This window comes from Paenibacillus intestini (genome assembly GCF_030803945.1).
Classification (GTDB): domain Bacteria; phylum Bacillota; class Bacilli; order Paenibacillales; family Paenibacillaceae; genus Paenibacillus; species Paenibacillus polysaccharolyticus.
On sequence record NZ_JAURUN010000001.1, the window covers coordinates 276,136 to 302,956 of the forward strand.

A 26,821-nucleotide genomic window follows, 5' to 3' on the forward strand; every position below is an offset into this window, starting at 1 on the left:
ATCTGTAAGGCAGTGTATAATGGATAAGTCTACTAATTTTATAGCCTCTCCTCTGGGAGATGTGAAAAAGGGACAAGGGGTTTTTGTGGATTATATGAAACTGTTCATGATATAATAGCACGAAAGCTACTCAGCGATATTGAATAATACTTACACTACGAATTCAAATGAACCAATGGGGGTACGGCTAATGAACAAGTCCATCAACATCCAAGATACGTTCTTGAACCAACTGCGGAAAGAAAACATTCCGGCTACGGTCTATCTGACCAATGGCTTCCAAATCCGCGGGACGATCAAGGCATTTGACAATTTTACGATCGTCATTGACAGCGACGGACGCCAGCAAATGGTCTACAAGCATGCCATCTCCACGTTCACGCCGCAACGCAGCGTATCGCTGATGCAGCAAGACAACGGCGGCGAAGCTTAAAAAATCCGAAACCTTTTCACAAACCATTTCGTCTACAAGTATAGGTATTGAAACAGAGCAACCTAATAAGGGTTGTTCTTTTCATTCCGGGCAAAATAGGTTTAATATAAGCTTGTGCTCGCCAGAGAAATAGAAAACATGCAACTGAAAGGGAGTCAGGAGGTAACATGCCAAACGATCCGTTATCGAGGTCTAATAATCGCAACACCAATAACAAGTCAAACCAAAAAGCGAAACCTAAGACCTCTAAAAAGAAAAAAATTACGGGGAAACGCGTTGGATGGACTTTGTTTTTCACCATGGCAGTCGCCATATTCTGTGCGCTAGGCGGATATTTGTTTATTTTAATCAGTGGTGAACGCCTGCTTACAGCCAACATGGATAAAACAACAATCAATGAAACGTCAAAGGTTTATGATCGCAACAATAATATTATGGGCGAGCTGTCCATCAAAAAGCTGGAACCTGTGGAATCCGATGATATTCCGAAATTGGTCAAAGAAGCCTTTGTTGCTACAGAGGATAAACGGTTCTATGAGCACCAAGGGGTAGATATCTGGTCCATTGGTCGTGCAGCCGTCAAAGATATCATGGCACGTTCCATGGTAGAGGGCGGTAGTACGCTGACCCAGCAACTGGCCAAAAATATGTTCCTGTCGCGTGATAAAACGTTCTTCCGGAAAGCAACCGAGGTATCGATTGCGATGGCGCTGGAACGTAAGTTTTCCAAAGATGAGATTTTGACGATGTACCTGAACCGGATTTTCTTTGGCCATCAGCGTTATGGAATCAAGGCTGCATCGGAGTTTTATTTTGGAAAGAGTAACCTGAACGACCTTAAGCTGTGGCAGATCGCTACACTGGCTGCTATGCCTAAAGGGCCATCTGCATACAATCCGCTGAGTAATCCAAATGATTCGAAAACGCGTCGGGGCGTAGTATTACAATTAATGTATGAGCAAGGTTACATCACCGAGGCGGAGATGAACGAAGCGAAGGCTGTGGTTTATAAATATACGCCGCCTGAGAAAGACAGAAAGTATCAAGCCTTTATTGACTATGTGCTCCGTGAAGCAGAGCGTGTAACGGGCATGACGGAAGACGATCTCAATATTGGCGGTTTCAAAATCTATACAACAATGGATGCACAGGCTCAAACAGCTGTGGAGAATGCTTTCTCGGATGACAGTTTGTTTGAGGCAAGCAAGGATGATCAACAGGTTCAAGGTTCGATGGTCATTATGAATCATGAAAATGGCAGTCTTGTTGCCTTGTTAGGCGGACGTGATTATCAGACCAAAGGATATAGTCGTGTAACGCAAAGCCGGAGACAGCCAGGATCAGCCTTTAAGCCGATCGTATCTTACGCTCCGGCTCTGGAGACAGGGCAATACAGTGCGAACTCGCCGCTGAGCAATGAGAAGCAGTGTTTCGGCAATTATTGTCCGGGCAACCTGCATGGCTACTCTTCTACGATCAGCATGACCGATGCCATAACAAAATCGGAAAATATACCTGCTGTATGGTTACTGGATAAGATCGGGGTAAATACGGGAGTTAATTTTGCGAAAAGTGTAGGCATTCAGCTGACGGACCAAGACAAAAACCTGGCAATCGCTCTGGGTGGTCTTAGCAAAGGTACGAATACATTGGAGATGGCTCAAGCTTACAGCTCCTTTGCTAACCTTGGTGAGTATCAGCAAGCCTACTCCATAAAAAGTATTGTGGATAGTAGCGAGAAAACCATTTACAAACATGATAAATCAGAAACCAAACGTGTGATGAGTGAACAGAACGCATATCAACTTACGCAGATGTTGCAAAACGTAGTAAATGACGGTACCGGACGCTCCGCTCGTCTGGATCGGCCAGTAGCCGGTAAAACGGGAACTGTGCAAAGTGGTATTGCTGGCAACAGTTCGAACCGTGACGTATGGTTTGTCGGGTACACTCCTGAGTGGACTGGTGCTGTCTGGATGGGTTATGACAATCCGGATGCAAAACATATGCTTAAGAACAGTAGTAAGCTGTCTGCAGCGTTTTTCGCCAAAGTCATGGGAGATGCATTAAAAGGTGTCCCTGTGAAAGAGTTCAAAACGCCAGCTGGCGGTCAGGCACCTCCTCCCGTGGAGCAACCACAGCAACCGACATTATCAGTGAGTGGATTGAATGGATCCTATGATCCATCTACTCAGACCGTTTCACTTAGCTGGACTGGAACTGGTGATGCGAATACGCAGTATCGTGTCTACCGGAAGGAGACATCGGAAGCTCAGTTTACTCATCTGATCGATGCTGTTGGCTCAACAAGTGCGCAGGATTTAAGTGCATTACCTGGGCTAACCTATGAGTATTATGTAACGGCTTATGATACGGCTTCCGCACAGGAAACTAGCCCATCCAATACCATTTCGCTTATGATCGAAGCTCAGGAGATTAATCCGCAGCAACCAGATCCAGGTACAGATCCTGAAACAGGTACAGATCCTGAAGTGCCAGGTACGGATAATCCGGACAATGGTGCGGGCGATAATGGTAACCCGAATGGTAACAATGGTAATGGAAGCGAGAATGGCAACAATGGTAATGGGAATAACGGAAACAACGGAAATGGTAATGGCAACAATGGTAACAATGGTGGATCGGGTCCTGGCAATGGTCAACCGGACGGTGGTGGTACTCCGCCAGGACAAGAAACGACTGATCCTGGAAGTGACGGCTCAAGTGATGGTGGAGTGAGTACACCGGGTCAAGTCGTTACACCACCAGACAGTGGAACCAGTGGAGACGGCGCAGGAACAGAAGTTCCTTCTACCCCTCAATCCGGTTCGGGAGGATAAAAATCCTGTTTCACAATAGTATATATGTGTACTCAACTGCTTCCCGGTTCGCCGGTGAAGCAGTTTTTGTTTTGTATGAACAAAAGGAAGGTTACAATTCGATATCCAAGATCATGTGAACTATGAATAGCAACATAACAAGCTTAGTTTTGAGTGTATCCTTTAAATATGGTAAGCTGTAGCTATTCGTAATACGTTGTATAGAGCAGATTCATAGCACTTGTTCTCTAGTAGACGTATAAATGTTCACCAATCCAAAATGCAGATCATAGATCTGCAGTCGGCAAAGAGGGGTTCGTATGAAACGGAAATTCGGGGATCGCGCAAACTGGCGCCGGATTACGAACCGACAATTTACATGCCGGTTCGTTCAGTCCAAAATTTTCACAGGTTACATTACGCTGTACACCATACAGGATTTAAAAGAACCCTTGTGGAAGACGTATGGAGGTACAACCTTCTGTATTGCTGACAAGGGATACTCCTGGCTACAGTACTATCCGAAGGGAGAACACTTTGTTGTTACAGCCATGTTTGATGATCAGCAGCAAATTGTAGAGTGGTACATCGATACTTGCCGTAGCCAGGGAATTACAGATCAGGGTGTTCCTTGGTTTGATGACCTCTACTTGGACGTTGTTGTGCTGAAGGACGGAGAGATCTTTTTGCTGGATGAGGATGAGCTTGAGGATGCCTTGTCACGGAAACATATTACAACCGGAGATTATGATCTCGCGAACAAAACGGCGAAGGAGCTGCTCCATGCCATTGATGCTCATGTGTTCCCATACTTTCAGTTATCACTGAAGCACAGACAAACGTTATTTGAGAACGGGGAGTTTCGCAAAAACATCCAGGTCTAAAACGAATTTTTCTGACCAGAACTTTTCTTGTACATCCTTCTAATATCTGGACACCTGATAGAATACATTAATAATCAGGAGAGATCAGCCCGATAAAATAGAGGTGATGGCGAATGAACGGACGGGTCATGGCTGCAGGAGGGCAACCGGGAGGCAGACCATCCAGGCAAATTAATGTGGTACTACGTAACCAGGAACCTCAAATACTCGCTAAAGATGAAGCACTCTCGGTACAAGCGGCTAAAAGTTTAACAAAGCATGCGCATTTTCAGGAGATTCAGGGTGAACTTGAGCAACTGGTGGGACTCGAAAATATCAAAGATTTGGTGTTCGAAATTTATGCATTTCTTCAGATTGCGCAGATGCGCTCCGAGGCAGGTCTGCTAAGTGGTGCACACGTGTATCATATGATCTTTAAAGGCAACCCCGGAACGGGCAAAACCACGGTAGCCAGAATCGTAGCCAAAATGTTTCAGAAGATGGGCGTGCTGAACAAAGGACATCTTATTGAAGTGGAACGTGCTGACCTTGTGGGGGAATATATTGGTCATACGGCTCAGAAGACCAGAGATTTGGTTAAGAAAGCCCTTGGAGGCATTTTGTTTATCGATGAGGCGTACAGTCTGGCTCGCGGCGGGGAGAAAGATTTTGGCAAGGAAGCGATCGATACACTTGTAAAATCAATGGAGGACCATAAAAACCAGTTTATTCTGATCTTGGCGGGATACTCGGAAGAAATTGATTTTTTTCTACAAACGAATCCAGGTTTACCTTCTCGCTTTCCGATTCAGGTTGAATTTCCAGACTATACGATTGACCAGTTGATCCAAATCTCTGAGATCATGGCCAAAGAGCGTGATTATATTTTGATGCCTCAGACCATACTCAAGTTAAAGCAACATCTTCTTCAGGAGAAGAATGATTCGTTGCACGCGTTCAGTAACGCCAGGTATGTAAGGAATGCAATCGAGAGATCAATCCGGCATCAGGCTGTTCGTTTGCTGGAGCAGTACTCGGATGGAAGTCCGGGTAAGCTGGAGCTCATGACTATTCGTACAGAAGATTTGAAGTTTGAACGAAAGTAAGCGATAATAACCTTTTAACAGAGCCGGCCGGGCTAACCGGTTCGGCTTTAACCATGCCACGAGCATTTCGTGGTTTAATGTATTTATACGGAGCAGGGGAGTGGGTATATATATGACAATGGGCACGCACGATACAGATACAACCAAAAAAGACCGCGCAATATTGGTCAGTCTGGTTACCGATGAAGTGAAGCGTTCAGGCATTAATCATGAGTATTCATTACAGGAACTTGTGAAGCTGGCTGAAACCGCAGGCGTTGAAGTTCTCAGTGTATTAACCCAGAACCGGGAAACAAGGGACACGAAATGGTTTATTGGTAAAGGTAAAGTGGAAGAACTGCGTTTGGTTGCAGACGAGCTGGGAGCAACGACAGCTATTTTTGATCAGGAGTTGTCTGGCGCTCAGGTTCGAAATCTGGAAGAGGCTTTGGATCTGAAAATTATTGACCGTACACAGCTTATTTTGGATATCTTTGCGCAACGTGCCAGTACACGGGAAGGGATCATTCAGGTAGAACTGGCGCAACATAGTTATTTGTTGCCGCGTTTATCGGGGCATGGTAAAAACTTGTCACGACTTGGGGGCGGCATCGGGACAAGAGGCCCAGGTGAGAGCAAGCTGGAGACAGACCGTCGTCACATCCGGGGACGGATCGATGATCTAAAGCGTCACCTCGAGGAAGTCACACGTCATCGTAAACTGCACAGAGAGCGTCGTAAAAAAACAGGGATTATTCAAGTTGCTTTAGTAGGTTACACAAATGCAGGTAAATCAACATTGTTGAAGCAGTTAACCGCAGCGGATGTATACATTCAGGATCAACTTTTTGCTACGCTCGATCCAACATCACGTACAATGGAGCTACCGAGTGGTAAAGAAATTGTACTGACGGACACCGTTGGTTTTATTCAGAATTTACCTCACGATCTGGTTGCGGCTTTCCGCGCGACATTGGAAGAAGTGAATGAGGCTGATCTGATTTTACATGTTGTAGACGCTTCATCCGAAATGCGTGACGATCAGATGAGCACAGTTCATACCATTTTGCAGCAACTTGGTGCAGGGGACAAGCCTCAGCTTGTTCTGTATAACAAAAAAGATGCCTGCACGCCGGAACAACTACAGATGCTTCCTTTGGATAAAAAGCATATTAAAATAAGTGCACTTGATGAATCAGATTTGATCAAGGTTCGTGAATTGATTCAAGCGGAACTGACAGGCGATACGAAGCGATTCCGTATTCCGGCGGAACGTGGGGATCTGACATCTGTACTCTATAAAATCGGAGACGTTGTAGGAACGGAATATGATGAGAACGATGTTATCTATCAAGTCGAGCTGCAAAAAGGTGAATATGAGAAGTTTGCATATTTACTCGAAGATTTCATTGAACTGTAATATTCATGACATATTAATGTGATAAGTTGACACGAGAATTGATTCGAATGCGTCAGTTTCGTGCTATAAAAGGGGAATGAAGCAAGATGGCAAGGTTTGATTCAACTATTCTAGAACTTCAACATCAGGTGGAACGTCAGATCGAGGGACAACTTCATCAGGTTGATCGTATTGTAGATCACAATCAATGGAAAGTTATCGATGCCTTTCAGCGCAGAAAAGTAAGTGATTATCATTTTGCGGGCTCAACGGGGTATGCCTATAACGATCGTGGACGTGAGGTGCTTGATGAGGTGTATGCGGATGTGTTTGGTGCAGAAACTGCACTGGTGCGTCCTCATTTTGCCTCAGGAACACACACGATAAGTACGGCCCTGTTCGGCGTATTGCGGCCAGGAGACAATCTGTTGTACATCACAGGTAAGCCCTATGACACATTACATAAAGTGATCGGCATGCCTGGTGATGGAACAGGGTCTCTCCGTGATTTTGGGGTTGGCTATGCTGAAACTGAACTCACAAACGCAGGGCAAGTGGATTGGGGAGCGGTGGAAAAGTCTATTACGCCAGCAACGAAGGTTATAGGCATTCAGCGCTCACGCGGTTACGACTGGCGTTCTTCGTTTACAATTGATGAGATTGCAAATATGGTGGCACGTGTTAAATCGTTGAAACCAGACGTTATCGTGTTTGTGGATAATTGTTACGGCGAATTTACTGAAGAACGCGAACCTACGGAAGTAGGTGTGGACTTGATGGCAGGTTCGTTGATTAAAAATCCTGGTGGTGGGTTAGCAGAAACCGGAGGATACATATGTGGTAAAGAGAAGTATGTACAACTGGCAGCGTATCGCTTGACTGCACCTGGTATTGGGGGTGAGGTCGGTGCTATGCTGGGGACAACACGAGGCATCTACCAAGGACTTTACATGGCTCCGACCATTGTTGGTCAAGCGATTAAAGGAAGTATTTTTGCTGCGGCGATGTTTGCTGCATCCGGATTTGTAACCAAGCCTGCGTGGGATGAGCCGCGTACCGACCTGATTCAGGCGGTGCAATTCAGCTCTGCGGAGCATCTAATTGCTTTTGTGCAAGGTATTCAGCAGGCAGCAGCTGTGGATAGCCATGTTGTGCCTGAGCCTTGGGATATGCCTGGATATGAGCATCCTGTCATTATGGCGGCAGGTACGTTTATCCAAGGAGGAAGCTTGGAGTTATCCGCCGACGCACCGATTCGAGAGCCTTTTATCGGTTATATGCAAGGTGGGTTGACTTACTCTCATGTTAAATATGGCGTTTTAATGGCATTACAAGCGATGAAAGATCGTAAATTATTGTGAGTTTATCTAACATGTCATTGACACTTTGTAACAACTAAATGTACAATAGGGTCAAGAATAGATGACTGGAAGGTTGATGAACATGGGCGACGAGATTCGCAGAAATATGGCCTTATTCCCGATCGGTATCGTAATGAAACTTACCGACCTGTCCGCGAGACAGATTCGTTATTATGAGCAGCATAGTCTCATTGTTCCTGCAAGAACTTCAGGGAATCAGCGTTTGTTTTCCTTTAACGATGTTGAGAGATTGCTAGAGATTAAAGCTCTGATTGAAAAAGGAGTTAACATTGCTGGCATCAAGCAAGTGATGAATCCTGTCTCAAAAGAGTCTGAAGAGGCAACGGTGATTACGCCAGATACGGAAGTTAAACGTAGAGAGCTGTCCGATACGCAACTGCACCGCTTGCTGAAGCAACAGCTGGTGTCAGGCAAAAGACCAGGCCAAGTATCTCTCATCCAAGGTGAACTTTCTCGTTTTTTTAATAAAAAATAATCGGTTCACCTAACGAGGCGGGTAAGGTAAATTTCAAACTTCTGATGTCAGACTCCTTGACCCGTGGAACATTCTAATGTACAAATATAACATGCAAGCCAAATACGCAGATAAGAAAGGGAGAGGAATCATGAGTTATACAAAAGAAGACATTCTCCGCATCTCCAAAGAAGAAAACGTACGATTCGTTCGATTGCAATTCACCGACTTGCTGGGAGCGATTAAAAACGTTGAGATTCCTGTAAGCCAGTTAACGAAGGCTTTGGATAACAAAATGATGTTTGATGGTTCTTCCATTGAAGGTTATGTTCGTATCGAAGAATCCGACATGTACCTCTATCCGGATCTTGACTCTTGGCTTATTTTCCCATGGGTATCCGATAATCGCGTCGCACGTTTGATCTGTGACGTATATCTGCCAGACGGCAACCCATTCCCAGGTGATCCACGTGGCATCTTGAAGCGAAACCTGAAGGAAGCCGAAGAAATGGGATTCACTTCCTTTAACGTTGGTCCTGAACCAGAATTCTTCTTGTTCAAAACGGATGAAAAAGGAAATCCAACAAACGAACTGAATGACCAAGGTGGATATTTCGACCTTGCACCAACAGATCTTGGTGAAAACTGTCGTCGTGATATCGTTATTACACTTGAAGAAATGGGATTTGAAATCGAAGCTTCTCACCACGAGGTAGCTCCTGGTCAGCATGAGATCGACTTCAAATATGCGGATGCATTGAAAGCGGCAGACCAGATCCAAACCTTCAAACTCGTTGTTAAAACGATTGCACGTCAGCATGGATTACATGCTACGTTTATGCCAAAACCATTGTTCGGTATGAACGGTTCCGGTATGCACTGTAATCAATCCTTGTTCCGTGGCAATGAGAACGCATTTGTTGACGAGTCGGATGAACTGGGCCTGAGCAAAACTGCACGTCACTTCATGGCTGGAACGCTGAAGCATGCACGTGCGTTTGCAGCAATCACTAACCCGACTGTGAACTCATACAAACGTCTTGTGCCAGGTTACGAAGCACCATGTTACGTAGCATGGTCTGCAAGTAACCGTAGCCCAATGATCCGTATTCCTGCTTCACGTGGTCTGAGTACTCGTGTTGAAGTTCGTAACCCGGATCCAGCTGCTAACCCTTACCTCGCTTTGGCTGTTTTATTGAAAGCAGGTCTGGACGGAATCAAACGTGAGCTTTCCTTACCAGCTCCGATTGACCGTAACATCTACATCATGTCAGAAGAAGAGCGTGTGGAAGAAGGCATTCCTAGCTTGCCAGCTGACCTGAAAGAAGCATTGAACGAATTGATCCGCAGCGAAGTCATCTGTGATGCTCTCGGCGACCACGCCCTGGCTCACTTCTACGAGCTGAAAGAAATTGAGTGGGATATGTACAGAACACAAGTCCACCAATGGGAACGCGATCAATATATCACGTTGTACTAATACCAGAATCCCTTGCGCCATCTGGCGTAAGGGGTTTTTCTTTTTGGGGATAAATAATTTCTGGATGAACTAAAAGGTGAGTGCCCACAAAATGCCCGCATCCAATAAGATGCAGGAAAAATGCAAGAATAGCGCTCCTCATGGGAGCGCTATTCTTGCATTTAATTTACTCTATTGAGGGCTTTCTAGCAGTAGCTACTCTATTTTAATAAACTCGACACAGGGGCATTAAAATAACCCCATTTTGTTTGTTTTGTTCGTTAATAGCTTACATGAAACTTAAAAAGGATGATATAACTACCATGGTTTGCACTTACAACTGTGAGCCCAGGTCGAATAGGAGTCACCAAAAAATCAGGGCCAATATCACAAGCGCCATCACTATAGATTACATCATAAGTATAGCCACTATACCACTGACCAGGTTGGCCTACTTTTGAGTATCTTACATATTTCTGTGTTGCCTGAATCGTAATACTTTGTGAAGTTAATGAATCTTGAGAAGAAGGTGAAAGCGGCAGCAAATGATGTTGGAACAGCGACGATTGCCACAATAACAGTTAAAGCTCCAAGTGAATACATTTTCTTTTTCATACAAATACCTCCTAATATTTGTAATGAATTGGTAAAACTTTACTCTTTAAAACTACCATATTATTAAATGTAAAATAATATAATTTGTCACATTGTTTACTATATTTATCCTCAGATCACATCCAAACATATATGAAGATAAAATAAGAAAGTCCAAAAATTTATATTTGTGCAAAGTAAATAGTTATATTATTGTGAAATCTCTAAATGAAAACTAAACTCAAATAAGAACATGGAGAGTCAGAAATATGATAAATTCTATGTCTGAAAAATTCATAAAAGAGTCAAGAACATACAAGCAATCGCTGAAAAAATAAAGAAGTATGCGTCATGCTTTCCACTTATTTTGTCTTTTGACATCTGTCTTGTTTCAAAACTATGTTGATAGTTTCATATATAAAAGATATAATTAATTTGATTTTGGACAATATAATTTTTATAAATTAATTGGAGATGATATTTTTGGAACACCAAGCGAAACAACTTGTGACTACACAACGTACGTTTTTTAATACAGGACAGACTAAACAAGTGGAGTATCGGATTCAGGCTTTGCAAAACTTGAAAGAAGGGATCGAGAAGTACCAGCAACGTATTCTGGATGCGCTTCGTGCTGATCTCAATAAATCAGAGGCTGAAGGATATGGCTCGGAGATTCGCATTGTATTGGGTGAATTGGATTACACGCTGGAACATCTGCGTGAATGGGCTACACCACGTAACGTTCCAACGAGCTCTGCAATGCCAGACGCGGCTAGTACGATTTACCCTGAGCCTTATGGAGTTGCTCTGATTATTGCGCCTTGGAATTATCCGTTCCAACTGGCGTTTGGGCCGCTAATCGGTGCAATTGCTGCAGGGAACTGTGCTGTGATCAAACCTTCTGAGCTTACACCAGCGACGTCTCGTTTAATTAACGATCTTATCCAGGACATATACCCTGAGGAGTACATTGCTGTTATGGAAGGAGAGGTTGAAACGAGTACAGCACTGCTTAATGAGAAATTCGATTATATTTTCTTTACAGGCAGTACGGGGGTCGGTCGTATTGTCATGAAAGCTGCAGCAGAGCACTTAACTCCAGTGACGTTAGAGTTAGGCGGTAAAAGTCCAGCCATTGTGCATCGGGATGCTGATCTGAAACTGGCAGCACAACGTCTTGTGCGCGGTAAATTTCTGAATGCAGGGCAAACCTGTGTTGCACCGGACTATTTAGTAGTAGATGAACAGGTACATGATCAACTCATCGAGGAAATCAGAGCCGAGGTTCGCGATAAATTTGGGGATGATGTGATGCAAAATAAGGATTTTCCTCATATCGTTAACACACGTAACTTTGATCGTTTGAATGCTTTCCTTACGAATGGCAAAACTTTAATGGGAGGGCGTTCGAATCGGGATCAGCTTATGATTGAACCGACTGTTCTTGGCGATATCGATTGGGATTCACCAGTAATGCAGGAAGAGATCTTTGGACCTATTCTGCCCGTATTTACGTATCGTGATTTGAATCCAATGCTCGATGAAATCGCTCGGCGGCCTAAACCACTCGCTTTGTATTTATTTACTGAAAATGAAGCTTTACAGGAGCAGGTATTAAATCAGGTTTCTTTTGGTGGAGGCTGTATTAATGAGACTCTATCTCACATGACCTCGCATTATTTGCCATTTGGGGGTGTGGGAGAGAGCGGTATGGGTTCTTACCATGGACAACAGAGTTTTGAAGTATTCTCGCATCACAAAAGCATTCTTAAACGCACTAAATAATCTCTTGTTCAGCGCATGCACTTATTAGAGTAGTTGGTTAGTAAATGATATGCCCCAATTATTAGAGTAAAAGAAAGAGGTTGTCCTGTTGATCAGGGCAACCTCTTTCGTATTCTATCGGGTAGAACGTATTAGCAATTTAATAAACCAATATGCATTAATGAATATCGCGGAAAAGACCAATGACCTTGCCTAGAATACTAACGTGTTTCAACCGCAACGGTTCTAATGTAGCATTTTCCGGTTGAAGGCGAATGTGATCCTTTTCCTTATAAAAAGTCTTCACTGTTGCTTCATCGTCCTCAGTCATGGCAACGACAATGTCACCATTATCAGCGGTTTGTTGCTGACGAACGATTACATAGTCTCCATTAACAATACCGGCTTCAATCATACTGTCCCCAACAACGGAAAGCATAAATACTTTCTGTTCTCCTACATAATGTGTAGGAAGTGGGAAGTAGTCTTCAATATTTTCTGTTGCCGTAATCGGCACACCAGCTGTTACTTTACCCACGACCGGAATTCGTGCAACGCTGTGGGCGAACTGATGAGAATGCTCAGACTCTTCCTGGCTTAACAATTCAATCGCTCTTGGTTTGGTTGGGTCACGTCTGATTAACCCTTTCTTCTCCAAACGATCCAAATGTCCATGCACTGTGGAACTGGAAGCCAGTCCAACGGCTTCGCCAATTTCTCTTACGGAAGGAGGATACCCCTTCAAACGGACTTCATTTCGTATAAACTCCAGGATAGCCTGTTGCCTGCTGGATATCTTCGACATACCGTATCAACCCCATTTTAGTAACGTTTGGGAAAATTATAACATAGAACCTCCGTTCGTACAAACATAAGTTCTAAAGAAATCATATTATTTCTACTTTTTTCGATTCAGACTCATTAGTTTTTTTGAAAAGAGAGTTTAATTGTTCACTACGCAAGAATTTCCAATACGAAAGAAGATGTTTTAATGTCGAAAAAAGAGCGAACAATTGTTCTAAAAAAGTCTTGAACAAAACAAATGTTCGTGTTATATTGATTCCAAGAGATAGGAACAAACGTTTGGAGGCGGGGACAAATGAGATATTCTACGTATCAGAGCATTTATAAACCAGTAAATTCAGAAGCTTTAAAGTCTAATATAGGGCAATTCAGAACGTTCATGACACGTCTTAAGTTCTCTAAGGGATTGATTAAGCTGGCAATTGCTTCATTAATTATATTTATTGGATGTAGTACAGTGCTAACTGTCTTTGCTGGTAACGAGAATGATCTACTACCTGGTGGTAAGATTGCTGTATCACAGGGAGAAACATTGTGGAGTATTTCTTTGGAACATAAACCAACGTCGATGGATACGCGTGTATATATAGAAGCAATCAAAAAAGTGAATCAACTTGAATCAGCAACAATCCAGACAGGACAAGTTCTAATTTTACCTCAGTTTGTTAAATAGAGTGCGCATCTATGCAGGTTGGCGCGTACTAACTTGACAAGCCGCCTTTCTCATGTCAAAGTTAATATGACTTTGTATTTTTGGAGGGGACAAGCTTGGATATAGATAGTCTGGTAGCACGTATTAACGAATTGGCTCGCAAGCAGAAATCCACTGGACTATCAGAGGAAGAACTTGCTGAACGTGCCAAATTGAGAGAAATTTACCTAGGTAACATTCGTAGCAACTTCAGACAGCAACTCGATTCAATTGAGATTGTTGACGACGACAAGGGCCAAGGCCACCAAGGCAAACTCAAACATTAATTTACGAAACCTAAACATATCGTTATGATATTTAGGTTTCTTCATGTTAGCTGGGGATGCTTACTATAAGGGGGAACATCGGTTTGCAGTATAATTATGTAAGCCGATACAAGACACATAAGGGGGATTCACATGTCACGGCGTTCGTTCGAGAGAACGGTTCGGAAAAATTCGAAGCAATTGAATCAGCAACGTAAAAAAAGCGGTCAACCAATTACAGGTAATCCAGGTGAGGATGTTTACAAAGGCAGAAGCCTTTTGTTCCCTATCTTTTTAATTGGTTTAGCGTTCTTGTATCTGTTCATGAGTACTTTTTTAGTGAAAGCACCGATGACAACCTGGGATTGGGTCACAATGCTGCTCTATGTATTTTTGGCTGTCATTTTTATGTTGCGCCGTCCTTACGTTAAAATTAGCAGTAATCGGATCATTACAACGAAGGGGAATCGTGAACGATCGATCGGGGTTGACGATATTATCAAATTCCGTTTTGAGCCAGGTACTGTTGTTATTGAACACAACAGTCGTGGAAAAAGATGGGTTTTCACCAAGTTGTTAAATCGTTACGATACAGAAGCGATTACCGAGCGGTTGTTGAAATTTGCAAAAGCACACCAGATTACCGTAGAAACGATTGATAAGTAATTAACGTGTAAAGGGGCAGATGATCGGAATGGCGTTAAAAGCGATTATGTTTGACCTGGATGATACTTTATTATGGGATGAACGGAGTGTACGAGAAGCCTTTCATGAAACTTGTCTAATTGCTGCAGCAGAAACAGGTGTTAATGCTGAGGCACTCGAAGAGGCTGTTCGTAATGAAGCACGTGAACTATATGAATCTTATGAAACGTTCCCTTTTACCAAAATGATTGGAATTAACCCTTTTGAAGGACTTTGGGCGAACTTTACGGGAGGAGAACAGCCGGAATTTCGTCAGCTTGAACAATTGGCTCCAATTTATCGCAAGGAGTCTTGGCGCCGTGGTTTACTAAAGCTGGGTGTCGATCATGATGAGCTTGCAGAGCGCCTGGCCTCTCAGTTTGGTGCAGAACGTAGATCGAGACCTCATGTATATGAAGAAACGATGGAAACGTTGCGCCATTTGCAAGGTAAGTACAGATTGTTGCTTTTGACTAATGGATGTCCTGCTTTACAGCAAGAGAAACTTGATGGTGTTCCAGAGTTATCTCCTTTCTTTGATGAGATTATTATCTCAGGTAGCTTTGGTAAAGGTAAGCCAGATCCATCCATTTTTGAGCATGCGCTAAGTAGACTGGGTGTTCAACCAGAAGAAAGTATGATGGTAGGCGATAAGTTAACAACAGATATTCGTGGTGCGTTGTCTTCAGGTATTCGTGCAGTATGGATTAACCGCGAAAACAAAACAAATAATGAAAGTTATTCACCGAACCACGAGATTAAACATTTGTCTGAATTAGAGGGGCTTATCGCAAATTTTTAAAATCATAGATGACATAAAATCTTCGCCCAAATAGCTATTCATTTAACATTGGTTATGACATGAATGATCGTTTGTTCATGTATCGTAACCAATGTTTTTTTGTTTTAATACATTCCATATAAGAGTGTTTTTAATGCATTGTTAGGGGCGATTATTTAAATTTTTAATGAAAAGTTATTGAAATTAAAAAAAAGCTGCTTTAGAATACAACTAACATACTAGTATGACTAGTTTTTATTTCTACAATATTTCGAGAGCATTCACTGATCAACTACAAGTACATTTTCAGATGCATGAAAAAAGAAAAGGCGAATGATTTAATGGCCATTTTGTAAGCGCTTTATACAATGACTGATTCAATTTAACGACATTCAAGCAATGCATGCTCAGTCAGGTTCACACGTTTGCATATGCTTGAGTGTACATATATCCCAAATTGATACCGTTTACATTTTTGATTTTGTAGTGGAGGTGAATCGAATAGACAGGTATCCTTTGCAACACGAGGGAGAGAAAGACTTGTCAAACAGCGATTAAAGCATTTTTAATCAAGCATGGATCGGAGTGAATGACACATGAAGTCAGAAACATCTAAGGCAACGATACCGATGATATCTTCACGTAAAGAAAGCAAGTTGCGAACAGCTACCATATTGATTCGTAAAGATTGGCAGTTGTACTCGCTACTAGTTCTTCCCATCATTTATCTGATTATTTTCAAATATGGCCCGATGTTAGGCAACATAATCGCCTTTAGGCGATTTGTACCGGGTGGCAGTATTTTTGGAGAAACCTGGGTTGGATTACGATACTTCAAAATGTTCATTGAGGACCCAACGTTCTGGCGAGTTTTTAGTAACACACTTATGCTCGGCGGGCTTGCGTTGTTATTTACGTTTCCCGTGCCGATTATTTTCGCACTGATGCTTAACGAGGTGAAGAGCAAACGATTTAAAAAATTTGTGCAAACAGCGTCGTATCTGCCTCACTTTCTATCGATTGTTATCGTAGCAGGTATGATTCTGCAATTAACGGCAGTGAATGGTTCGATCAACGGTCTGGTTGCATTTTTTACTGGCGATAACATTCCATTCATGCAACGTGCAGAGTGGTTCAGAACCATCTATATCTCTTCTGAAATCTGGCAGGGTATGGGTTGGGGAGCTATTTTATATCTGGCAGCACTAACTACGATTGATGAATCTTTGTATGAAGCAGCACGAATCGATGGAGCGAATCGCTGGAAGCAAACGATACATGTAACCATTCCAGGCATTTTGCCAACGATTGTTACGTTGCTGATTTTAAACATGGGGAACTTCCTGGCTGTAGGCTTTGAAAAAATCTTGCTTTTGTATAATCCGCTTATTTATGAGACTTCCGATGTAATTTCGACTTATTTGTATCGTGTAGGTCTTGAATCGAGCAACTTCAGTTATGCAACGGCCATTGGTTTGTTCGAATCGGTCATTGGACTAACTCTAGTATTCACTGTAAACGCTATCTCACGCAAACTGACACAACGAAGTTTATGGTAAAGGAGGAACACCATGCAGGAATCACGATCATACAAGGTATTTAAGGTATTTAATGTAACATTCTTGTTATTTATTGTTTTTATTACACTATATCCATTCCTGAATGTTGTTGCGCAATCCTTCAGTAGTGAAGCGTACATTAACTCAGGTAAGGTAAGCTTGTTCCCGAGAGGGTTCAATGTGGAAACGTATAAAACCATTTCGAAGGACAACATGTTCTGGTTGAACTATAAAAATACGATCATTTACACTGTGGTGGGGACTTTAATCTCAATGTTTATGACGACGATTTTTGCTTATGCATTGTCCAAAAAAAGATTGATGGGACGTAAATTTCTGACCATGTTTGCCGTGTTTACGATGTTTTTCAGCGGGGGTCTGATTCCTAACTACGTACTCATTAATTCCCTTGGTTTTAATAACACCATGTGGGCACTGGTTGTCCCAGGTGCAATCAGCATATATAACATGCTCATCATGAAATCCTTTTTTGAGAACATGCCAGAAGAGTTAGAGGAAGCAGCCGCCATTGACGGGTTAAACACATACGGTATTTTGCTTCGTATCATTTTGCCTCTCAGTAAAGCGGTCATGGCCACGATGGTGCTGTTCTACGCTGTTGGACATTGGAACTCCTGGTTTCCTGCCTTCTTGTATTTGGACAAAAAAGAGCTGTTTCCGGTCACGATCTATTTGCGTAATATGATTGCCGGGGCAACGAGTGGTGCCACTGCGGGAGCAACCTCTGCGGACAATCTCACTCAGATTGCTGCCAACATCAAATCGGTAACGATGGTGTTAACGATCCTGCCTATTTTAACTATCTATCCATTTGTACAGCGATATTTTGTAACCGGTATCATGTTGGGTTCTGTTAAGCAGTAACCTTTGCACACATAGGTTTGGAAACTAAACAAAAGGGGATGAATGGATTGAAAAGAAAGCCTCGTAAACGGATTGGTAAGATGATTCTGGCAATGACAATGTCGGCTGTACTTGCTGCTTGTAGCAGTGGTGCCGGGACTGGCCCAGATGTTACTGAAGTGGGCACGAAATCAGCCATGGAGAGTTATAAAGTGGGCGAAACATTCAAAGCGACGGAACCATTTAATCTTTCTATTTTGTATAGTGATCATCCAACGTATCCTTATAAAAAAGACTGGCTGTTATTCAAAAAAATATCGGAGATGACAGGAGTTACGTTGGAGCCAACCATCGTGCCGATGAGTGACTATCCACAGAAGCGATCGCTGTTAATCAGTTCTGGCGATGCTCCGCTCGTTATTCCAAAGACTTATCCGGGTGAAGAATCTGCTTTTGTATCTTCTGGAGCGATTCTGCCGATCAGTGATTACATTGATTTGATGCCAAATTTCAAGGACAAAATTGAAAAGTGGAAACTTGAACCTGAACTTGAAGGACTGCGTCAGGAGGACGGCAAATATTATGTTTTACCGGGATTACATGAGGAAGTATGGCCTGATTATACTCTGATCATAAGAACAGATATTTTTAAAGAAAATAATATTGCCATTCCAACAACTTGGGATGAACTCTATACCGCAGCCAAAAAATTAAAAGAAATCTATCCGGACTCCATTCCATTTTCAGACCGTTTCAAATTCAACAGTACACTTGGCATTGCAGCTACGGGTTTTGGGACTAAGGCTGGATGGGGATATGGAAATGGCTTGACCTACAAAGCCGACCAGGATGAATTTGTTGCCACGGCAACGACGCCAGAGTACAAAGAATTACTGACGTTTTTTAACAAAATGGTTGCAGAAGGACTTCTTGATAAGGAAAGCTTCACGCAAGACGATGATCAAGCTACTCAAAAGTTCGTTTCGGGTAAATCATTTATTATTAACGGTAACTCACAGACACTTGTACTGCATCGAAATGATATGAATAAAACGTTGGGTGAAGGGAATTTCTCGATTGCTAAGATCACAGTTCCGGGAGGGCCGAAAGGGCAGCTGATGTCGGGTTCCAGACTCGAAAACGGTGTGATGATTTCCGGGAAGATTAAAGATAGTGACAATTTCAAAGCGATTTTACAATTTATCGACTGGTTGTATTACAGTGATGAAGGACAGGAATTTGCGAAGTGGGGTGTAGAGAACGAGACATACACTAAAGAAGGTGGCAAACGCAAGTTAGTAAATGATATTAATTACAATGGTTTGAACCCTAAGGGTACGAAAGACCTTCGCGTTGACTTCGGATTCTCTGGTGGTGTATTTGCTTACGGTGGAACAACAGACCTGCTTCAATCCATGTTTAGCGAAGAAGAACTTGAGTTCCAGAAAAATATGAAAGAGACAAAGGAAGTGATTCCGGCTGAACCACCTATCCCTTATTCTTCCGAAGATCGTGAACGTGTAACACTGATGAGCACGCCGCTCAAAGACTACACAGACCAGAATACGTTGAAGTTTATTATAGGTGAACGGAAGTTATCCGAGTATGATACATTCCTAAAAGAGCTGGAGAGTCAGGGTTTGTCCAATTATGTGAAGATGGCGAACGACACTTATAAGACGTATAAGGAAAACAAAAAGTAATTTGTAAGATCTGAAGCCGAGCTACCGTTTCGCTAAAGTTATTTAAGTGAATCGGTAGTTTGTGCTAATATGAAAGGAATATGGCTGAGAGAAAGAGGTCAAGGCATGGCATTTAATCAGAAAACAAGAGGCTCTACCAGGGCGTATTCTTATAATTTGCTCAAAGAACGAATTCTTCATCTGGAGCTTGAACCAGGTACCAAAATTTCCGAAAAAGAGATCGCAGATGAATTACAGGTGAGCCGCACACCGGTACGAGAAGCTTTTATGAAGCTTGCCGAAGAAGAACTACTGGATATCATTCCACAGAGTGGCACGATTGTTTCGCATATTAACCTGGAGCATGTGGAAGAAGGCAGGTTTATGCGCGAGAAGATGGAGAAGGAAATTGTCATGTTAGCCTGTACTTCGTTTCCTGAAGAGTACATGTTCAAATTAGAAACCAACATTGCCATGCAGGAAGTGTGTATTGGGAAAAAGAACTTCTATCGACTGTTCGAATTGGATGAGGAATTCCACCAGATTTTGTTTCAGGGCACTGGAAAGCTGCGGACGTGGAAAATGTTGCAACAGTTGAACATGCCGTTTAATCGATTACGATTACTCCGTTTAGCAGAAGACTCGAATCTAGAAGTGATTATCTCTCAACATAAAGAGATTTTGAGGCTGGTTACAGAGCGTCAGACGGAGGAAGCAGCACAGGTCATGGAAGCACATCTTAGGCTTGTAGTATACGAGCAGGAGATTTTAAAGGACAAGTATCCTCACTATTTCATCTAGGTTATCACACTAACCCCCGACTCTTATGAGCAGGGGGTTAGTTAAGCACGTTAACTTTTTAATCAAAGTTAGGCGTTTTTGATAAACGTTGGATCAGGATACGGATCGGCGATCCAGCCATCTTTTTCGATGAACAGGCGCACCGCAATAATTTGTTTGTTCTCCATTAAAGTGAAGAAGTGCGGTGTGTTTTCAGGAACGGAAATAACGTCACCCGGAGACAGTTCTACATTGAAGTAACCTGTTTCATCAGTTGCTTTAATGACAAAGATACCTTTACCCGCAACAATTGCACGGATTTCATCTTCCGCATGCGTATGGATCTCTTCGAACTTGGCCAGTTTCTCTTCGATGTCTGGTGTTTGCTCGGAAAGGGTGATGACATCCCAGATTTGATAACCGCGGCGTGCCGCCAAGTCTTTGATCTCATAATCGAAGGTGTCTAATACTTCTTGCTTCTGATCATCCGTCAAGCCGAAGTTGTTTTGCAGTTCCGTGTTTAATTTGGAAGCGTCCCACTTCTCGTATAATACGTCATATTTGTTCAAGAAATTTCGAACGTTCTCGTCTCCAGTGATTCGTTCGTTCGTATTTCGGATAACAATTTCAGCCATGCGCTTTCCCTCTTTTCCACTTGGATTAATTGATATTATATCGGATTGCTCAAAATTTGTCGATTCACAATTCTGCTTCATTCCTGCAAATCCGCGACCTTTCGGGAGCAAAACCGATCTTTCACATTAAGTGAGTTTCTGTTAAACTAAGATTTAACGTTTTGCGGGGGTGAAGATATTGGATAAGCTTAGTCTACACGATGCAATAAAACAACGAATATTAATCCTCGACGGCGCAATGGGGACAATGATTCAACAAGTGGATCTGACCAGCGAAGATTTCGGCGGTGAAGATCTGGATGGATGTAATGAAATGTTGGTGCTAACCCGTCCAGACTTGATCCAACGTATACATGAGGATTATCTGGAAGCCGGTGCCGATTTAATCGAGACCAATACATTTGGTGCAACTTCAGTGGTTCTCGCTGAATACGATATTCAAGATCGTGCACGTGAAATAAATCTCGAAGCGGCCAGAATTGCAAAAGCAGCTGTTGACCGCTTCTCCACACCGGAGTCGCCACGATATGTGGTTGGAGCGATGGGACCAACAACCAAAACGCTGTCTGTGACTGGCGGGGTGACATTCCAAGAGCTGGTGGACAGTTATTTCGAGCAGGCCCTCGCTTTAATAGAGGGAGGCGTTGATGCGCTACTGCTTGAAACTTCACAGGATACTCTTAATGTCAAAGCAGGTAGCATTGGTATTCAGCAAGCATTTGATCAAAGCGGTATCAAGCTGCCTCTCATGATCTCAGGAACCATAGAACCGATGGGTACGACCTTGGCCGGTCAGAACATCGAATCTTTTTATATATCCTTAGAACACCTTAACCCAATCTCGGTAGGACTAAACTGTGCGACGGGTCCGGAATTCATGCGTGACCATATTCGATCTCTGTCTGGCATGGCATCTGTAGCTGTGAGTTGTTATCCCAATGCAGGTTTGCCTGACGAGAATGGTAACTATCACGAATCACCGGATTCACTTGCGCAGAAGATCGGTGCTTTTGCAGAACAGGGTTGGTTGAACATTGCAGGAGGATGTTGCGGAACAACGCCAGCACATATCCGGGCCATGCGTGATACACTCGCCAAATACCCCCCAAGAGAATTGAACGGAACACACCCGCCTGCATTGTCGGGAATTGAACCGGTATATGTCGAACAGGACAATCGTCCATATATGGTTGGTGAGCGCACCAACGTGCTTGGTTCACGGAAATTCAAACGACTAATTGTCGAGGGCAAGTACGAAGAAGCTTCCGAAATTGCCCGGGCTCAAGTGAAAAACGGTGCACACATCGTTGACGTCTGCGTACAGGACCCTGACCGTGAGGAAACGGAAGATATGATCAAGTTCCTTGAACTTGTGGTCAAAAAAGTAAAGGTTCCGCTGATGATCGACACAACAGATGCCTCAGTTATTGATACAGCGCTTCAATATTCTCAAGGGAAGGCGATTATTAACTCCATTAACCTTGAGGATGGCGAAGAGAAATTTGAGTTGGTAACACCTTTGTTGCATAAATATGGCGGAGCGGTAGTTGTCGGAACGATTGACGAGCGTGGTCAGGCGATCAGCCGCGAGGACAAGCTTGAAGTAGCCAAACGTTCGTATGATTTGCTGGTGAACAAATACGGGTTGAAGCCAGAAGACCTGATTTTTGATACACTGGTCTTTCCGGTAGGAACGGGTGATGAGCAGTACATCGGATCTGCAAAAGAAACGATTGAAGGTATCCGTATCATTAAAGAAGCGTTACCAGAGTGTCATACGATTCTGGGTATTAGTAACATCTCCTTTGGTTTGCCTGAGGCTGGTCGTGAGGTGCTAAACTCCGTGTTCCTGTACGAATGTACTAAAGCAGGGCTGGATTATGCCATCGTGAATACCGAGAAGCTGGAGCGCTACGCGTCCATACCGGAAGAAGAACGCAGACTCTCGGAAGAGCTTTTATATAATACAAACGATGATACTCTGGCTGCCTTCGTAGCGGCATTCCGTAACAAAAAGGTAGAGAAGAAAGAAAAAATCTCGAACCTTTCATTAGAAGAACGTCTCGCATCTTATGTGGTTGAAGGAAGCAAAGAGGGGTTGTTGCCCGATCTGGAGCAAGCTCTAGCCAAATATACAGCGCTTGAAGTCATCAACGGTCCTTTGATGCGCGGCATGGAAGAAGTCGGGCGTCTCTTTAACAACAATGAGTTAATTGTAGCGGAGGTTCTTCAGAGTGCAGAAGTGATGAAGGCTTCCGTCGCATATTTGGAGCAGTTCATGGAGAAGAACGAAACTTCTGTCAAAGGAAAGATCATTCTTGCCACCGTTAAAGGGGATGTACATGATATCGGTAAGAACTTGGTGGAGATCATCTTGTCCAACAACGGTTACCGGATCATTAATTTGGGTATAAAAGTACCACCAGAGCGTATTATTGAGGCGTATAGGGAAGAAAAAGTGGACGCTATTGGCCTCTCGGGTTTGCTCGTTAAGTCTGCTCAGCAGATGATTCTTACCGCTCAGGATCTGCGCACGGCTGGTATTGATGTGCCAATCATGGTAGGTGGAGCGGCATTGACTCGTAAGTTTACCAAAAACCGGATTCGCCCTGAATATAACGGTATGGTAGTCTATGCGAAGGATGCAATGGATGGTCTGGATCTGGCCAATAAGCTGATGAATCCTGTGACACGGGAAGCCATGCAAGCAGAGATGGATGCGGAAAAAGAAGCCGATGCTTCAAATGCGGGAGAGGTTCAAGCACTACCTGAGTTAACCCGGGTAGAACGCTCGGCCATTTCAGCTGATCATCCTGTGCTTGTACCACCTGATTTAGATCGTCATACATTGCGGAATTACCCGTTATCACATATCCTGCCTTACGTGAACATGCAGATGTTACTTGGGCATCATTTGGGACTTCGTGGTTCAGTAGAGCAATTGCTCGCTGCGGGTGATCAGAAGGCAACCGATTTGAAAGCGGTCGTAGATGGCATTATGCAGGAAGCGGTTCGTGACGGAATCATTCAGGCTCATGCGATGTATCGTTTCTTCCCGGCGCAGTCGAGCGGCAATAGCGTCATCATTTATGATCCGCAAGATACGAGCAACATCCTGCATACCTTTACGTTCCCACGCCAGAAGGTGGAGCCGTTCCTGTGTCTGTCCGACTTCCTGAAGCCAGTTGAATCCGGTGAAATGGATTATGTGGGCTTCCTCGTTGTCACTGCGGGACATGGTGTGCGCGAGCTTTCGACGGCATGGAAGGATCAAGGGGATTATCTACGTTCGCATGCGTTGCAGTCTGTAGCACTGGAAGTGGCGGAAGGACTGGCAGAACGTGTGCATCATATGATGAGGGATATCTGGGGCTTCCCAGACCCGGCTGATATGACGATGAAACAACGTCATGGCGCACGTTATCAGGGGATTAGAGTATCTTTTGGATATCCGGCTTGTCCGGATCTGGAGGATCAGGGTCCGTTATTCAAGCTGATGCAGCCTGAAGATATCGGAGTAGAATTGACGGAAGGTTTCATGATGGAACCTGAAGCATCGGTGTCCGCGATGGTATTTAGCCATCCGCAGGCCAAATATTTTAACGTCGAAAAAGCATAAATTGATAAGTTGTTCAGGCAAGCCCTCCGCATGGTCGGAGGTTTTTTGCTGGCAACAGAAAGAGGTGCGATCCAGAATGGAACTATATTTCCTGGGAACTAATGCTGGTGTACCTACACTGCAACGGAATGTAACGTCCATTGGACTACGCATGTTGGATGAGCGCAGAGCGCTGTGGTTGTTTGACTGCGGGGAAGGGACACAGCATCAGATTTTAAGTTCTCCGCTTAAACTAAGCAAATTGGAGAAAATATTTATTACCCATCTGCATGGTGACCATGTGTTTGGATTACCTGGTTTGCTGTCCAGTAGGGCATATCAGGGGGGAACTACTCCGCTCACGGTGTATGGACCACCAGGGACGGAGCGCATGATTGCAACAACGATGGAGATTAGCCAATCTCGTTTGAATTATGATTTGAATATTGTGGAGCATACTGGCGGTGTACTGTTTGAAGATGACAGCTTTATCGTCGAATCGGCCCTGCTCGAACACCGTATTGACAGCTATGGGTATCGGGTTACGGAGAAAGATCGCCCAGGTAGTCTTGATTCGGCTAAATTAGCGGCTTACGGTCTGAAACCAGGCCCGTTGTTCGGACGGTTAAAGCGGGGAGAGACGATTACATTAGACAGTGGTGATACGGTACGTCCTGAGGATGTTTTAGGAGCACCGAAACGTGGAATGGTGATTACGATTCTGGGTGATACCCGTCCTTGCGAAAACGTGAAACCTCTGGCCCAGGATGCAGACGTTCTTGTTCATGAAGCGACGTTTATGCATGATCTGGCTGACACTGCTCATGAGTACTATCATAGTACGTCCAGACAAGCGGCGGAAGCGGCCCTAGCGGCGAATGTGGGTCAACTCATTATGACTCACTTCAGTTCCCGTTATAAAGATGAGGAACAGCTTCAGCCACTACTCGATGAAGCGAAGAGTATCTTTCCGAACACAAGGCTTGCGAACGAGCACCAACTGATTCCTGTGGTTCATGGGAAGCATGATTCTTCGCAATAAAGCAGAGGCCTTGATTCATGACGCAGGCCATATCAACAACCGGCGAGTGAGACGGGACTGAGGGAGAAATATTCCCGAGGTCCCTTTTGCAATCTGTTCAGAAAGCGTGTAGGATGGGCAATATGAGCAGGGAAATTTTCTGAATTATTTTCCGGGAAAGCGCAGGAAATGACAAGCTTGTACAGAAGACGCGCGAGTTAAACCGTCTGTGTTCGATCCGGTTCGACTTGTTATGTGACTCTTTCTATGAGGCTGAATCCTCCTACATGCTTGAATACATAGTATAAAGGTTAGTTTGCATCGCCTGATATTGTTAAGGGGATGAAATGTTAACAGAATGAAGGAATGAAGAGAGGAAGTGCAATGTATGATTAAGGCCTATCTGATCGATCTGGATGGTACATTGTATCATGGCAGGCATCGTATTGATGGAGCCGATGAGCTCATTCGCACGTTGCGAAAGCAGGGAGTACCTTATTTGTTCGTGACCAATAATTCTTCCCGTACACCCCAAGGTGTGGCTGATCATTTGAATGGCATGGGGATAGAAGCGGATGCTTCCGAGGTATGTACCTCTGCGGTTGCCGCGGCTGAATACGTTGCTGCAGATTTTCCGGGGGCGAAGGTAGCATGCATCGGGGAAGGTGGGCTGTTACAGGCCATTGAAGAAGCGGGTTTAATTCTGACGGATGATGAGCCAGATGTTGTGATCCAAGGCATCGACCGTGAATTTACCTATCAAAAATTAACGAAGGCACTCCGCTGGATTAATGGGGGAGCTAAGTTTATTATGACTAACCCTGATCTTCAGCTTCCGGCTGATGATGGATTAACGCCCGGCGCGGGCACCATTGGTGCCGCGATTGAGGCGGCGACCGGCGTTCAGCCAACGGTGATCGGTAAACCCTCAAGCATTATTATGAGATCAGCCATCCGCCGGTTGAACTTGAAGGCGGAAGAAGTGGCTGTTATCGGAGATAATATGCGTACGGATATTGCTGCAGGCGTGGCAGCAGGTTGTGAAACGATACTTGTTCTGACAGGTATTACTACACATGAAAATATGGATGGACATATTCAGGCCGTGAAAGCACGTCCAGATCATGTTTTTGAAGATTTGAATACACTGACTGCATGGTTAGCCCAAAAGGCAGGCCAGGCTTCCAAGAAGGAGTAGATA

At 43.8% G+C, this 26,821-nt stretch carries 23 protein-coding genes; 20 read left to right on the forward strand and 3 right to left on the reverse strand.

What is annotated here, in order from left to right; genetic code table 11:
• The first annotated feature begins 190 nt into the window (after positions 1 to 190).
• The 8 genes from hfq to glnA all read left to right on the forward strand — a co-directional run bounded on the left by hfq (position 191) and on the right by glnA (position 9,915).
• Positions 191 to 433, forward strand: a complete 243-nt coding sequence (gene hfq / locus J2T16_RS01200) for an RNA chaperone Hfq (protein WP_090916826.1) — start codon at positions 191 to 193, stop codon at positions 431 to 433.
• 167 nt (positions 434 to 600) lie between these two features.
• Positions 601 to 3,273 (forward strand): transglycosylase domain-containing protein, encoded by a 2,673-nt coding sequence (locus J2T16_RS01205; RefSeq protein WP_499017545.1) that lies wholly within the window; start codon positions 601 to 603, stop codon positions 3,271 to 3,273.
• A 299-nt stretch (positions 3,274 to 3,572) separates the two neighbouring features.
• Positions 3,573 to 4,136: a ribonuclease FAU-1 family protein gene (locus J2T16_RS01210; protein ID WP_090916821.1), complete on the forward strand. Its 564-nt coding sequence runs from the start codon at positions 3,573 to 3,575 to the stop codon at positions 4,134 to 4,136.
• 113 nt (positions 4,137 to 4,249) lie between these two features.
• On the forward strand, positions 4,250 to 5,221 hold the full coding sequence (locus J2T16_RS01215) for an AAA family ATPase (RefSeq protein ID WP_090916819.1): 972 nt from the start codon (positions 4,250 to 4,252) through the stop codon (positions 5,219 to 5,221).
• 112 nt (positions 5,222 to 5,333) lie between these two features.
• Entirely contained in the window at positions 5,334 to 6,620 is a 1,287-nt protein-coding gene (gene hflX / locus J2T16_RS01220) for a GTPase HflX (protein ID WP_154890484.1), read from the forward strand.
• Positions 6,621 to 6,706: 86 nt separating this feature from the next.
• A complete protein-coding gene (locus J2T16_RS01225; RefSeq protein WP_499017548.1) occupies positions 6,707 to 7,960 on the forward strand; it encodes a methionine gamma-lyase family protein in 1,254 nt (417 codons plus the stop codon).
• A gap of 82 nt (positions 7,961 to 8,042) precedes the next feature.
• On the forward strand, positions 8,043 to 8,456 hold the full coding sequence (locus tag J2T16_RS01230) for a MerR family transcriptional regulator (RefSeq protein ID WP_056689944.1): 414 nt from the start codon (positions 8,043 to 8,045) through the stop codon (positions 8,454 to 8,456).
• Positions 8,457 to 8,586: 130 nt separating this feature from the next.
• On the forward strand, positions 8,587 to 9,915 hold the full coding sequence (gene glnA, locus J2T16_RS01235; protein ID WP_090916813.1) for a type I glutamate--ammonia ligase: 1,329 nt from the start codon (positions 8,587 to 8,589) through the stop codon (positions 9,913 to 9,915).
• A 408-nt stretch (positions 9,916 to 10,323) separates the two neighbouring features.
• Here the strand turns inward: glnA and J2T16_RS01240 are convergent, their stop codons facing one another.
• Positions 10,324 to 10,509 (reverse strand): hypothetical protein, encoded by a 186-nt coding sequence (locus tag J2T16_RS01240; RefSeq protein WP_221789379.1) that lies wholly within the window; start codon positions 10,507 to 10,509, stop codon positions 10,324 to 10,326.
• 462 nt (positions 10,510 to 10,971) lie between these two features.
• Here J2T16_RS01240 and J2T16_RS01245 point away from each other — a divergent pair, with 462 nt between their 5' ends.
• Positions 10,972 to 12,276, forward strand: a complete 1,305-nt coding sequence (locus tag J2T16_RS01245) for an aldehyde dehydrogenase (protein WP_336120164.1) — start codon at positions 10,972 to 10,974, stop codon at positions 12,274 to 12,276.
• Between the two features lie 157 nt (positions 12,277 to 12,433).
• Here J2T16_RS01245 and lexA read toward each other — a convergent pair whose 3' ends face one another.
• Positions 12,434 to 13,060 (reverse strand): transcriptional repressor LexA, encoded by a 627-nt coding sequence (gene lexA, locus J2T16_RS01250; protein WP_090916776.1) that lies wholly within the window; start codon positions 13,058 to 13,060, stop codon positions 12,434 to 12,436.
• 294 nt (positions 13,061 to 13,354) lie between these two features.
• On the opposite strand from lexA, the gene J2T16_RS01255 reads away from it, so the two are divergent.
• The 8 genes from J2T16_RS01255 (at position 13,355) to J2T16_RS01290 (ending at position 20,387) form a co-directional block, all read left to right on the forward strand.
• The gene (locus J2T16_RS01255) at positions 13,355 to 13,732 is read left to right on the forward strand and encodes a LysM peptidoglycan-binding domain-containing protein (protein WP_221789381.1); all 378 of its coding nucleotides are present in this window, start codon (positions 13,355 to 13,357) and stop codon (positions 13,730 to 13,732) included.
• Positions 13,733 to 13,827: 95 nt separating this feature from the next.
• The gene (locus tag J2T16_RS01260; protein ID WP_123065749.1) at positions 13,828 to 14,037 is read left to right on the forward strand and encodes a DUF896 domain-containing protein; all 210 of its coding nucleotides are present in this window, start codon (positions 13,828 to 13,830) and stop codon (positions 14,035 to 14,037) included.
• A 132-nt stretch (positions 14,038 to 14,169) separates the two neighbouring features.
• Positions 14,170 to 14,682 carry a hypothetical protein gene (locus tag J2T16_RS01265; protein ID WP_221789382.1) on the forward strand — a complete coding sequence of 171 codons (513 nt, stop codon included), beginning with the start codon at positions 14,170 to 14,172 and terminating at the stop codon, positions 14,680 to 14,682.
• 28 nt (positions 14,683 to 14,710) lie between these two features.
• The gene (locus J2T16_RS01270; RefSeq protein ID WP_090916768.1) at positions 14,711 to 15,502 is read left to right on the forward strand and encodes an HAD family hydrolase; all 792 of its coding nucleotides are present in this window, start codon (positions 14,711 to 14,713) and stop codon (positions 15,500 to 15,502) included.
• 608 nt (positions 15,503 to 16,110) lie between these two features.
• Positions 16,111 to 17,040 carry an ABC transporter permease gene (locus tag J2T16_RS01275; protein ID WP_253500072.1) on the forward strand — a complete coding sequence of 310 codons (930 nt, stop codon included), beginning with the start codon at positions 16,111 to 16,113 and terminating at the stop codon, positions 17,038 to 17,040.
• A gap of 12 nt (positions 17,041 to 17,052) precedes the next feature.
• Positions 17,053 to 17,925, forward strand: coding sequence for a carbohydrate ABC transporter permease (locus J2T16_RS01280; protein WP_090916763.1), 873 nt, complete (start codon positions 17,053 to 17,055; stop codon positions 17,923 to 17,925).
• A 47-nt stretch (positions 17,926 to 17,972) separates the two neighbouring features.
• Positions 17,973 to 19,607: an ABC transporter substrate-binding protein gene (locus J2T16_RS01285; RefSeq protein ID WP_336120163.1), complete on the forward strand. Its 1,635-nt coding sequence runs from the start codon at positions 17,973 to 17,975 to the stop codon at positions 19,605 to 19,607.
• A 105-nt stretch (positions 19,608 to 19,712) separates the two neighbouring features.
• Positions 19,713 to 20,387, forward strand: coding sequence for a GntR family transcriptional regulator (locus tag J2T16_RS01290; protein ID WP_090916761.1), 675 nt, complete (start codon positions 19,713 to 19,715; stop codon positions 20,385 to 20,387).
• A 68-nt stretch (positions 20,388 to 20,455) separates the two neighbouring features.
• Here J2T16_RS01290 and J2T16_RS01295 read toward each other — a convergent pair whose 3' ends face one another.
• Positions 20,456 to 21,001, reverse strand: coding sequence for a cupin domain-containing protein (locus tag J2T16_RS01295; protein WP_499017554.1), 546 nt, complete (start codon positions 20,999 to 21,001; stop codon positions 20,456 to 20,458).
• Between the two features lie 238 nt (positions 21,002 to 21,239).
• Here J2T16_RS01295 and metH point away from each other — a divergent pair, with 238 nt between their 5' ends.
• The 3 genes from metH (at position 21,240) to J2T16_RS01310 (ending at position 26,818) form a co-directional block, all read left to right on the forward strand.
• Complete coding sequence (gene metH, locus J2T16_RS01300; RefSeq protein ID WP_499017888.1) at positions 21,240 to 24,620, forward strand: methionine synthase; 3,381 nt, start codon at positions 21,240 to 21,242, stop codon at positions 24,618 to 24,620.
• Between the two features lie 76 nt (positions 24,621 to 24,696).
• Positions 24,697 to 25,641 (forward strand): ribonuclease Z, encoded by a 945-nt coding sequence (rnz, locus tag J2T16_RS01305; protein ID WP_499017556.1) that lies wholly within the window; start codon positions 24,697 to 24,699, stop codon positions 25,639 to 25,641.
• Between the two features lie 367 nt (positions 25,642 to 26,008).
• A complete protein-coding gene (locus J2T16_RS01310) occupies positions 26,009 to 26,818 on the forward strand; it encodes a TIGR01457 family HAD-type hydrolase (protein WP_499017558.1) in 810 nt (269 codons plus the stop codon).
• Positions 26,819 to 26,821: the final 3 nt, after the last annotated feature.